At 62.9% G+C, this 10,766-nt stretch carries 9 protein-coding genes and 1 pseudogene; 2 read left to right on the forward strand and 8 right to left on the reverse strand.

Going from position 1 to position 10,766, the window contains the following annotated elements:
- Positions 1 to 151: 151 nt before the first annotated feature.
- Positions 152 to 451 (forward strand): annotated as a pseudogene (locus JJ869_RS18725) (TIM barrel protein); the annotation flags it as partial.
- A gap of 1 nt (position 452) precedes the next feature.
- On the opposite strand, the gene JJ869_RS18730 reads toward JJ869_RS18725, so the two are convergent.
- From JJ869_RS18730 to JJ869_RS18740, 3 genes are read right to left on the reverse strand one after another with little or no spacing between them, the layout of a single operon-like run.
- A complete protein-coding gene (locus JJ869_RS18730; protein ID WP_292269450.1) occupies positions 453 to 1,190 on the reverse strand; it encodes an Asp/Glu racemase in 738 nt (245 codons plus the stop codon).
- The gene (locus tag JJ869_RS18735; RefSeq protein ID WP_292269453.1) at positions 1,190 to 2,347 is read right to left on the reverse strand and encodes a Xaa-Pro peptidase family protein; all 1,158 of its coding nucleotides are present in this window, start codon (positions 2,345 to 2,347) and stop codon (positions 1,190 to 1,192) included. Before JJ869_RS18735 ends, JJ869_RS18730 begins: the two co-directional genes overlap by 1 nt.
- The gene (locus JJ869_RS18740; RefSeq protein ID WP_292269468.1) at positions 2,344 to 3,378 is read right to left on the reverse strand and encodes a pyridoxal-phosphate dependent enzyme; all 1,035 of its coding nucleotides are present in this window, start codon (positions 3,376 to 3,378) and stop codon (positions 2,344 to 2,346) included. Before JJ869_RS18740 ends, JJ869_RS18735 begins: the two co-directional genes overlap by 4 nt.
- 135 nt (positions 3,379 to 3,513) lie before the next feature.
- Between JJ869_RS18740 and JJ869_RS18745 the strand changes: the two genes are divergently transcribed.
- The gene (locus JJ869_RS18745) at positions 3,514 to 5,166 is read left to right on the forward strand and encodes a thiamine pyrophosphate-dependent enzyme (protein WP_292269456.1); all 1,653 of its coding nucleotides are present in this window, start codon (positions 3,514 to 3,516) and stop codon (positions 5,164 to 5,166) included.
- A 6-nt stretch (positions 5,167 to 5,172) separates the two neighbouring features.
- On the opposite strand, the gene JJ869_RS18750 is transcribed toward JJ869_RS18745, so the two are convergent.
- From JJ869_RS18750 to JJ869_RS18770, 5 genes are all read right to left on the reverse strand, one after another.
- Positions 5,173 to 6,381 carry an APC family permease gene (locus JJ869_RS18750; protein ID WP_292269459.1) on the reverse strand — a complete coding sequence of 403 codons (1,209 nt, stop codon included), beginning with the start codon at positions 6,379 to 6,381 and terminating at the stop codon, positions 5,173 to 5,175.
- 109 nt (positions 6,382 to 6,490) lie between these two features.
- Positions 6,491 to 7,117, reverse strand: a complete 627-nt coding sequence (locus JJ869_RS18755; RefSeq protein ID WP_292269462.1) for an ABC-type transport auxiliary lipoprotein family protein — start codon at positions 7,115 to 7,117, stop codon at positions 6,491 to 6,493.
- Entirely contained in the window at positions 7,114 to 8,853 is a 1,740-nt protein-coding gene (locus JJ869_RS18760) for an MlaD family protein (protein WP_292269464.1), read from the reverse strand. Before JJ869_RS18760 ends, JJ869_RS18755 begins: the two co-directional genes overlap by 4 nt.
- 1 nt (position 8,854) lies before the next feature.
- On the reverse strand, positions 8,855 to 9,640 hold the full coding sequence (locus JJ869_RS18765; protein ID WP_292269466.1) for an ABC transporter ATP-binding protein: 786 nt from the start codon (positions 9,638 to 9,640) through the stop codon (positions 8,855 to 8,857).
- A complete protein-coding gene (locus JJ869_RS18770) occupies positions 9,637 to 10,761 on the reverse strand; it encodes an MlaE family lipid ABC transporter permease subunit (RefSeq protein ID WP_292269469.1) in 1,125 nt (374 codons plus the stop codon). The genes JJ869_RS18765 and JJ869_RS18770 overlap by 4 nt, the downstream gene beginning before the upstream one ends.
- Between the last annotated feature and the right edge of the window lie 5 nt (positions 10,762 to 10,766).

Raw genomic sequence — 10,766 nt, forward strand, 5'->3', positions numbered from 1 at the left:
ACCCGCAAAATCGATGATGGTAGCGTCGTCCATGATGGTGGTGCTCCTTTGGATGGTGGCTTGTGTCGCAACAACAAACCAACCAGATGCACCGCCGTCATTCAAACCGCCCAGACACCAGATTCAGCCATAACTCACCGATCAGGCGTCCGACCTTTTGGCCGACCTGAACGTCCCCGGTGTGAAGATGATGTTCGACTGCTACCACGTCGCACGGACCGAAGGGGATGTCGTCACGCGGCTCGAAGCGCTGCTGCCCCTTGTCGGACATATCCAGTTCGCCGCCGTCCCAGACCGGGGTGTCCCGGATCAGGGAGAGCTGAATTACCCGTTTGTCTTCAAAAGGATCACTGCCTTAGGATGGACCCGGCCTCTGGGGGCCGAGTACCGTACGGGGGATGAAACGGATCAAACGCTGGGCTGGTTGCGCGCGGCCAAAGCCGGGGCATAGGTCAGCCGAAATCGAACACCCTGCCGATCCGGGTACATCTTTCCGCGAACCCGGCAAGCCGTCCAAGATGCCACGCCAGCACTTGATTGCTCGACAAAGCCGGAAAGCCCAACGTGGCTTCGATCTCGTCAATCACCTCAAGCGCGCGCAGGTTGGTACAGGACAGAAAGACCGCCTCGCAAGCGCCGCCTTGTCCCACGTGAACCGCCGCGTCTCGGACCGACTGACGCGAGATGCGCACGACCCGCTCTTCCAACGGCTCATCGAAACTGCCAAACGACGTGACCGCGATCCCGGCGGCCTCCAGCCCCTTAATCAGGCGATGGCTGACCGACGCCACATAAGGGCTGACCAACCCGATCTTCGCAATCCCGCCCGCGCGGCAGGCTGCGATCAGGGATGTCAGCGGGTCTGACACATGCGGCGTCGTCACACCCGCCTTGATCAACTCGGCCACCCGCGCCGCGCCAATGGCAGCGCTGGCCGAGGTGCAGCCATAGCCCACCGCCGCCAGATCCGCGCCTTCGGGCAGCAACCGCGCCGACGCGGTCAGGCTGTCTTCCATCGCGCAGAGGCTGTCGAGTGACACTGTGGTCCCCGACGGCACCCGCGACACCAACAGTTCCACATCCGAGGGAAGGAGCATCCGGAAATCCCGCTCAATGGTCTCGTCGCTTTGCAGCGTCACCAAGCCAATCTGCGTCGGGCGGTCTGTGTCGATGGTATAGGGCAGCGCCATCAGATCACCCGAATGTCGTGGGATTGCGGCGCGGACAGGAAGTCGGCACCACCCGCGCGGATCACAATGTTTTCCTCGTGCACCAGGATCTTGCCGTCGCGCACCACAACCGACGGCTCAAGCGTCAGGACCATGCCGGGCACCAGCACCGTGCGATCCTGCGGGATGATCGACGGCCATTCCGTCAGTTGCATGCCCAGACCATGCCCAAGACGCCCCGCCTCCATCGTGTCACCGCCGGGGTTCACCACTCGGTTCATCGCGTGGAACAGGTCGGCGATGGTCTCACCGGGTTTCGCAATCTCGGCCGCCGCATGTGTGGCGTCAATCAACCGCGCATGGGCCGCAGCGACATCCGGCGCTGGCGCTCCGACGCTGTAGTTTCGGTCGAAATCGCAGAAATACCCGTCCCAGACCAACCCTGTGTCGAGCATCAGGACATCGCCCATCGCCAATGGAGTGTCCGTCGCGGGAGAGATCACATCGGCATAACCCCCCGCATCCGCCGCCCCGGCAAGGTAGGGCACCCAATCCGCCCCTTCCTCAAGACATAACATCTGAAACCTGCGGAACACGTCCGCCAGGGACATACGCGCCGAGACGTGTTCCGGCACCCTGTCAAATGCCCGATTGGCGATCCCGGCGGCATGCCGGATTTTGGCAATCTCGGCCTCAGATTTCACCAACCGCAATTGCCGTGTGATCGTGGCATCGCCGTCAATGCTGCGCGGCGACAGCGCGGCCTCCAACCGTCTCAGGTCGGCCAAGGGCATGCGCACATGGCTTTCCATCTGGTCGGCCAGCCCGATCTTGCCTGAGGCGGGCACGATTTCGGACAAGGCATCACCCAACAGGCCGATGCCGTCATCTTCGTAATCCGGGGCCGCCCAGGTTCGGATGTCGGTGATCCAGCTTTGCCCCATCAAATGCGCGCCGATGGAGGGGATCACCGCAATCGGATCACCAGTCGCCGGGATGATCACGAACCAAGGGCGTGTCGGACTTTCCCAGAAGCGGGTGAGAAACCCGGTGTAATAGCGGATTTCAGGCTCCGTCGTCAGAAGAAGCGCGGCCAACCCGTGCTCTGCCATCAACGCCTGCGCGGCGCTGGTGCGTTGCTTGAATTCCTCGGCTGGAAAGCCACGCGGAGGTGTCATGACGCCTGCTCACTGAGGATCACAAGCACACGAGAGTCCTCCGTCAGGCCCAGCGCAGACCCTGCGACCAGCAACCCGGCGACCCCAGCCCCACCCGACGGCGTGGTCGGAAAACCCGCATCGGCACAGACCGCGCTGCCCGCAGCACCTTCGTCCTCAGAGATCAGCATGAAATCATCGGCATCCCGTGCGAGCCCCTTGAGCGCGATCAGTGATGGTTCTTTGCAGTCCAGCCGCCCCATCGCTGATTTCGGCCCTTCCGTGACCTGCGCGGACCCTGCTTTGATCGACGCGTAAAGCGCCGGGGCAACCTCGGGTTCGACCACGACGATCCGGGGCGCATCGCCCCAGGTGACCCGCGCATAGGCGGCACAGGCCGTCGCCAGACCACCCACGCCCGCTTGCAGAAAGATATGCGTCGGCGGCGCGGACATCTGCGCGACCGCTTCCTGCATCAGCACCAGATAGCCTTCCATCAGCGTATGAGGCCGGTCGAGATAGCCCGGCCACGAACTGTCCGACAGCAAGGCCCAACCGTTGTAACTGGCCGCTTGGGCCGCTCCGGCCATCGCCTCTTCATAGTACGCCCCGTGCCGGACCACATCCACACCAAAACTGCGCAACCGGTCTGCAAAGCCCTCGGGCACGGTATCCGCCAGATACACAACCGCCCGCGCCCCAAAGGCCTGCGCGCCCGCCGCGACGGACAGTCCATGGTTGCCTGCGCTGGCAGTGACATAGGTTCGGCCCTTGGCGTTGCCCTCTTCCGCGTCGCGAGCAATCACATAGGCCGCGCCCAGCGCCTTGAAGCTGCCCAACCCCATGCGTTCACGTTCGTCCTTGACATGGACCTGCCCGACACCCGCCGCCTTCGCAAAATCAGGGGCGTCGGAGAGCGGTGTCACCCCGGCAGCAGGGCAGCGGGTCAGCAACGCCGCAGGGCGGTCGGCATTGACGCTGGGAAAGGGGATATCTGCCAGTGTCGCAAGCACGGCATCGGCAAGGGCGGGGGTTTTGTGCAGCACGTTCATACGCTCAGTGTGGCAGGACATCGCCCGCCTTGGAACGCCAAGTCCGACATCCTTGGCACTTGGACCGACCATCTGTTTGCCCTGCCCTGCGAACCGCTTTAGCGTTTAGGCAAATCACCAAAGGCCCTTCTCAAAATGACACGTCCCAACACCACGATCCGCGCCGCCGACCATCTTGTCGATCTTCTGGTTGCCCAAGGCACATCAGCCGCGTTCGGGGTGCCGGGCGAAAGCTACCTGCCGGTGCTCGACGCGTTCTACGGGCGCGAGCGGGACATCCGCTTTGTCACATGCCGGCAAGAGGGTGGTGCGGCGATGGCGGCTGACGCCTATGGCAAACTCACAGGCCGTCCCGGCATATGCTTTGCCACGCGGGGACCGGGTGCCACCAATGCCAGCGCCGGGGTTCATGTGGCCTATCAGGATTCGACCCCGATGATCCTTTTCTTGGGTCAGGTCGCGCGGGACATGGTGGACCGCGAGGCGTTTCAGGAAATCGACTACCGCCGCATGTTCGGCCAGATGGCAAAGTGGGTTGCCCAGATCGACGATGCGTCACGGCTTCAGGAATACATCTCGCGCGCATTCCGGACGGCGTTGTCGGGGCGGCCCGGCCCGGTGGTGCTAGCGCTGCCGGAGGACATGCTTTACGACGAGATCACGCAGCCCACGCCTCCCGCGCGGATCGAGACTCCTCGTTTTTTACCGTCTGGTAAAAATCTGGAAAACCTCAAAACCCGCATCGCCAAAGCCCAACGCCCATTGGTCATGGCGGGGGGTGGTGGCTGGACCAAGACCGGCATCGCCGCCCTGCAGCGCTTTGCGGAAACCCAATCGCTTCCTGTCGCCGTGTCCCTGCGGTGCCAAGGACTTATGGACAACCGCCATCCGAATTACATCGGCCATTACGGCGTCGGCACACCGCCCTACCTCAAGGAGATCATGGCCGAGACCGACCTGCTGATCGCCATCGGCCCGCGTCTGGGGGAAATGACCACAGCAGGCTATTCGATCCTGACACCACCGGTGCCCAAGCAATCGCTGGTGCATGTCTTCCCTGAACCCGAAGAAATCGGCCGCGTCTATGAGCCGGAAATCGCGTTGGTGGCGGATACCGAAAGCTTCTGTACGGCTGTCGCTGACTGGGACCCCATCGCGCCCGACGCCTTTGTGAACCGTACGACAGACCTGCACGAACGGTACGTTTCGTTCAGCAACCCAGCGTCGGTCGGGGATGATCCGCTCGCCCCCTATTTCGCGCATCTGGCCGAGGTGCTGCCCGACGACGCGATCCTGTGCAACGGCGCGGGCAATTACGCGGGCTGGCTGCACCGGTTTTACAAGTACCGCGCGCCGGGGTCGCAACTGGCCCCCACCTCCGGATCCATGGGCTACGGCCTGCCTGCTGCCATCGGGGCCGCGATCTGCGAACCGGAGCGCGAGACCTTCGCCGTCGCGGGTGACGGGTGTTTCATGATGACCTGTCAGGAAATGGCCACTGCCGTGCATCACGATCTGAACCTGACCGTGATCATCATCGACAACGCCCGCTACGGCACGATCCGGGCGCATCAGGAGCGCGAATATCCCGACCGGGTGTCCGGCACCGTGCTGACCAATCCTGATTTCTGCGACTTTGCGCGATCCTTCGGCGCATTCGCAGCCAAGGCCACGGACTATGACAGCTTTGTCGCAGCCGTCGCCGAAGCGCGGTCGCGCAAGGGGGTCAAGCTGATCGAGGTGAAGGCCGACCCGAATTTCCTGTCACCGGGAAAACGGCTGTCCTGACGCAGTTCACAACAGACCCGTTGCCAACAGCAACAGGCTTGTCGCCACGCCCAGCACGGGCACGATCATCGGCACGCGGAAATGCCGGTCTGCGGGTGCGGCAGCCAGCTTTATGCGGATCAACGCGAGGTTGACCAAGACAAACACGAACAGAACGATCTGAGAGGTCCGTTCGGCCAGCGCATCAATCGGGAATGTGAGTGCCAAAAGCAGGATCGTCGCGCCCACGACCAAGGTGGCCACCACCGGTGTTTGGGTTTTTGGCGAGACGTATGCCAAAGGCTTGGGCAGATGGCCTCTGTCCGCCAAACCATACAGAACGCGGGACGCCATGATCATCTGGATCAACACACCATTCACCGTTGCAACGATGGCCACAAGGCTGAAACCCTGTTGCAACGGGGCTGGGGCATCCGCGAAGACCAGCAGCAACGGTGCTGCCGATACGGAAAGCGTTTCAAGCGGAACCGCCATCAAGACGGCGGTTGTGGTGCCTATGTAAAGCACGGTCGCGAGAACCAGCGTCCACAGGATCGCGCGGGGCATGGTGTGGAGAGGGTCTTTGACCTCTTCCGCGACATTGGCCATGTCCTCGAACCCGACGAAGGCAAAGAACGCGAGCAGCGATGCCGTACCGATCCCAATCCAGTGCGGTCCAGTCAGGGGCGGAACAATATCGGTCAGCGTCACACCGGACGGTTCGGAAAAGCCAAACCCCCAGAGCATCACCATCATCAGCCCCGACACCTCGACAACGGTGATCACGGCGGCCACCGTGACCGATTGAGTGATGCCCCAAAATGCGATCAGAGCCATCAGCGCCACAACCGCCACTGTGAGAAGTCCGGTCGGTGCGCCGATCAACCCGTGCAGGTAGGAGGCCGCGCCAAGCGACACCGCCGCCGCAGACACCAAACCTGACAACACCACGGCAAGCCCCACCACCGTGGCGAGGGCCGCAGAAGAGAACCCCGCCTCGACATAGGCCGCCTCTCCGGCGCTGACGGGGTAGCGGGTCGACAGTTCGGCATAGGAAAAGGCAGTGAAGGCAACGACGATGGCTGCCACGACAAACGCCACGGGTGCAAAAGCCCCGGATTCTGCCGCAGTTGCCCCGACCAACACGTAAATCCCCGCACCGACGGTCACGCCAAGGCCGTACAGCGTCAGCAAGGGCACGTTCAGAGCGCGGCGCAGCGTGTTGTCGTGGGTCACAATAATCAAACCTTTCTACCCGAGAGGCGACGCGTGATTGCCCACCTCTGCATCAGTGGTCTAGCGCAATGTCCCCTCATCCGAGATGATGTGGGTCAACCTGCGACTGTCAGAGCGTCGACTGTACCCACCGCGCGAACGCGTCGAACACCTGATCCGACGCGGCGCTGAAGGCGTCGATCACGGTTGTGGTTTCGGTTGTTGCAGCCACGGCACTGGCCGTGAATCGTCGGCTGGCAATGATGCTGGCATCGCTTTCGCGCACGATCCGTACCAGAAGGGTGATCTGCACAGTGGCGGTGTCTGTCTCGGGCACGACATCGGCCTGAAAATCGATCACCTCGGTCACGACGGCGAAATCCCCGCTCACGCCCAAAGGCTTGCGCCCGACATAGCGCACAGCGCCCGTGGCCTCGATGGACCGTAGCATCAGCGTCTGGACCATCACCGGGGTCAGCTCGCTCCACCGGACATCGGGCAGATACTGCGCCTGAAGCGCATTGGGCCGGATCATGATGCGGTCGGTGGCCAAGGCCCCGCTGGTGGTGGGTATCTCGACGATCACATCGCGCGCGAGCACCCGGCCATTCGTCGCTGCGATAGTGTCAGGTGCGCGCAGTTCATACACTTCCAGCGGTGTGGCTGCATCGCTGACTGCCGAAATGGCGGCACAGCCGGAAAGTGCGGCCAAAGCCATCACCATCATCGCATGTCGCAGGTGCCCCCAAGTCTTCATCGTCTGAACTCCGGCGTTTCGCTGTCGAGGAAGAACCGCGTCGGGTCCCGTTGTATTTGTTCGGTCAATCGGTCGAGATTTGCAATCAATGCGCGGCTTTCCTGCGCCAGTCGTGAATAGAGCGGCAACGCCGTGGTGGTGAATTCGCGGATCGACGGCGATGCGGCGCTGGTCAGGTTGCGCAGTTCGGCAAAGGTATCGGATGCGGCCTGACTGGCGGCGCGCAGATCGGCGGACATGCCGGGGATGTCTGCGGATACCTGCGCGATGGCGGCATCAAGGCTGCCCAATGACGTCTCAAGACCGGTGATGATCCCGTCCAAATCCTCGTTGATCACCCGGTCCGCGCCGGCGAAGGCCCGTTCGGCCGCGCCCAGCGCACGGTCGCCGGTTACCAGCGCATCGTTGATCGCGGCCAGCGTGGTGTTGGCATTGGCAAAGGACACGCGCGCATCTTCCAGCGTGACGCGCGCCGTGTCCAACACCGCTTCGGCGGACTGGCTGGAGGCGGTCAGGTTGCCGCCCACTTCGGTCGCGACGGTGCGGAAGGTTTCGGCGGTCTGGCGGATGTCGGCGATGATGACGGGCAGGTCTTCGTTGGCAACCGTCGCAACCGAGGCGATGGCGCGGTCGGCCTCGGCCACCATCGCGCGGGTCTCGGACAAGAGCGGCGCGCCTTCGTCACGGATCAGCGTGTCGATGCTGCCAGCGGTTTCGGTCACAGCCTCGGCTGTGCCATCCAGACGGGCGATCAGCGCGTCGGTGGCTTGCAGGGTTGCCTGCGCCTCTTGCAGACGGGCGGTTGCAGTTGCACCGGTGGTGTTGAGCGTCGCCAGCAAAGCGCGCGCATCGGCAGACAGTGCGGTCAGCTCGGTTTGCAGAGCGGCGGCGGTAGCACGCAGATCGGCGGTGGCTTGGGTCAGGTCGGTCGCGATGTAGGTTTCGGTTCGGTCGATGGCGGAGCGGGCGCTGGTCAGGGTGTCGGCCCCGGTGGTCAGCACACCTTTGCCCTGTTCGGAGAGCTCGCCGATAGAGGTCAGTGTGGCATCGGCGGTTTGCAGCACTTCGGTCAGGTCGCCGGTCAGGGTGTTGAGCGTTTCGTTGAAGCGGTTGATCTGTTCGGCAAAGTCGCTGACCGTGGTCGAGATCGACGAGAAGCCATCCAGCGTTTCGGCGAATTCGGCGGAGGCGGTTTCAACATTGGCGATGATCGAATTGATCCGGGCGCGGTTCTCTGCGCCCAAGAGATCGCCCACATCGGTCACCAGCTGCAGCGTTTCTTCCAGCAGACGCGGGGCATCTTCGGACAGGCTTTGCAGGGTGGAGCGTCCTGCGGTGATCTCGGGCACGGGCTTGTCATCCGTCGGTTCCAGCAGCGCGGCGTTGGGTGATCCCGGCCCAATGCCGACAAAGGACACGCCCGTCACACCCTGCGCTTCGATGGTAGCGATGCTGTCGGTGCGGACAGGGGTGGCGGCGTCTACCTCGACCCGGACGAGGATTGTGCCGTCCTGATTGGGGGACAGCCGCACATCCACCACCTGCCCCACCGGCAGACCACTGAAGCGCACGTCGGAGGCGTTGCTCAGGCCCGAGACCGAAGAAAACCGGATGTCGTAGTAGTCGAATTGGCGGTCCAGCTCGACCTGCGCGAACCACAGGAAGAACCCAAGGATGCCCAACAGCCCCGCGAGAGTGAACGCGCCGATCAGGACAAAGTTCGCCTTGGTTTCCAAGTCAGTCGCCTTTCGTCGTCTTGTCGGGCACGGCAGCACGGGCGCGGGGCCCGTGGAAATACTCGTGGACCCAAGGATGATCGACCTCAAGCATATCTGCCATGCTGCCAGTCACCAGTACCTTTCGTTCTGCCAGCACCGCGATGCGGTCACAGGTCGCGTGCAGCGTGTCGAGATCATGGGTCACCAGGAAGACAGTCAGGCCGAGGGAATGGCTGAGTCCCCGGATCAACTGGTCAAACGCAGAGGCGCCAATTGGATCAAGGCCAGCAGTCGGTTCATCCAGAAACACGATGTCCGGGTCAAGCGCCAGCGCGCGGGCGAGACCGGCTCTTTTGCGCATGCCCCCCGAAAGCTCGGACGGGTACTTGTCACCGGCCAGATATTGCAGCCCCACCATGGAGATCTTGAGATCGGCCAGATCGCGGCGGATTTGCGGATCAAGTCCGGGGATCGCACGCATTGGGACTTCGACGTTTTCGCGTACGGTGAGCGACGAAAACAGTGCGCCGTCCTGAAACATCACACCCCAACGGCTTTCCAGCTTTTGCCGCGTGTCCTCGTCGGCGTTCAGAACATCGGTGCCCAGCACGTCGACTGACCCGGCGGCAGGTTTCTGCAGGCCCGCGATGGTGCGCAAAAGGACGGATTTCCCGGTGCCAGAGCCGCCAACCACGCCAAGGATCTCGCCGCGATAGACGTCGAGGTCCAGATCCTCGTGCACGACCTGCCGCCCGAACTGGTTTCGGATGCCCCGTAGCCGTATGACCACCTCGCAGTCTGTCATATGCCGATCCGCGCGAAGAAGATGGAGAACACGGCGTCGGCCACGATCACCGCGAAGATTGCTGTGACCACCGCGTTCGAGGTCATGCGCCCCAGCGATTCCGCGTTGCTTTGCACCTGCATGCCCGCGTGGCAGCCGACAACGCCGACGATCATGGCAAAGATAGGCGCTTTGACCAGACCGACAAAGACATGGCTGACCGCCGTGCCTTCGACCAGACGCGTGGTGAACATCGCGGGCGAGATGCCAAGGTCGATCCACGCCATCAGCGCGCCCCCGAACAGCCCGGCGATATTGGCGATGAGCCCAAGGATCGGCAGCATGATCAAGAGCGCCAGAATGCGCGGCACAAAGAGGTTCATGCCGGGATCAAGGCCCAGCGTGCGCATGGCGTCGATTTCCTCGCGCATCTTCATCGACCCGATCGCGGCGGTGAAGGCCGATGCGGTGCGGCCCGCGACGATGATGGCGGTGAGCAGGATGCCCAGTTCTCGCAGGATGGAGATGGCGATCAGGTCGACGACGAACACCTCGGCCCCGAACTGGCGCAACTGGGTCGACCCTTGGAAGGCCAGCACCACACCGATCAGGAATGCCATCAGTGCCACGATGGGAACGGCCTTGAGGCCGACTTCTTCGCAATGATGTACAAGGGACGTGAGTTTGAATTCGCTTGGGTGGCGTATGGCGCGGGCCAGGCGGTGCAGGAAGATGCCCAGATACCCGGTCAGGGCGCGCAGGAACATCAGGCCGGAATACACCCGCTGGCCGAACCGACCGAGCCATGCCGAAAACGAGCTGTCATGCGCGGGTGGGGCTTCGGGTTTCGGCAAAGCCTGCTGGACGCTGTTGAGAAGGCTCTCCGCCTCGGCGCTTGCGCCCGTGAACGCGATCTGTCCGGTTTCGGCGCCCCCATTAAGACTGAGCAGAACCCATGCGCCCGCCGTATCTAGGCGTGACACGGACGACAGGTCGATGCGGCGGAGCGTTGACGGGTCGAGCGCTTTCAACTGATTGCGGACCTCTGTGACCGTGCGGATCGTCAGCGCCCCTGACAGGCGAACGGTGCCATCGTCATCGGCAGGCTGAACAGAGAACCCGGAGTCATCGCCATTGGTCATGGCGA

The organism is Marivita sp. (assembly GCF_017643905.1).
GTDB lineage: Bacteria > Pseudomonadota > Alphaproteobacteria > Rhodobacterales > Rhodobacteraceae > Marivita.

Excerpts from the sequence above, each read along its gene's own strand:
- JJ869_RS18730 (WP_292269450.1), bottom strand. The coding sequence starts at position 1,190 with ATGGCGCTGCCCTATACCATCGACACAGACCGCCCGACGCAGATTGGC.
- JJ869_RS18735 (WP_292269453.1), bottom strand. The coding sequence starts at position 2,347 with ATGACACCTCCGCGTGGCTTTCCAGCCGAGGAATTCAAGCAACGCACC.
- JJ869_RS18740 (WP_292269468.1), bottom strand. The coding sequence starts at position 3,378 with ATGAACGTGCTGCACAAAACCCCCGCCCTTGCCGATGCCGTGCTTGCG.
- JJ869_RS18745 (WP_292269456.1), top strand. The coding sequence starts at position 3,514 with ATGACACGTCCCAACACCACGATCCGCGCCGCCGACCATCTTGTCGAT.
- JJ869_RS18755 (WP_292269462.1), bottom strand. The coding sequence starts at position 7,117 with ATGAAGACTTGGGGGCACCTGCGACATGCGATGATGGTGATGGCTTTG.
- JJ869_RS18765 (WP_292269466.1), bottom strand. The coding sequence starts at position 9,640 with ATGACAGACTGCGAGGTGGTCATACGGCTACGGGGCATCCGAAACCAG.
- JJ869_RS18770 (WP_292269469.1), bottom strand. The coding sequence starts at position 10,761 with ATGACCAATGGCGATGACTCCGGGTTCTCTGTTCAGCCTGCCGATGAC.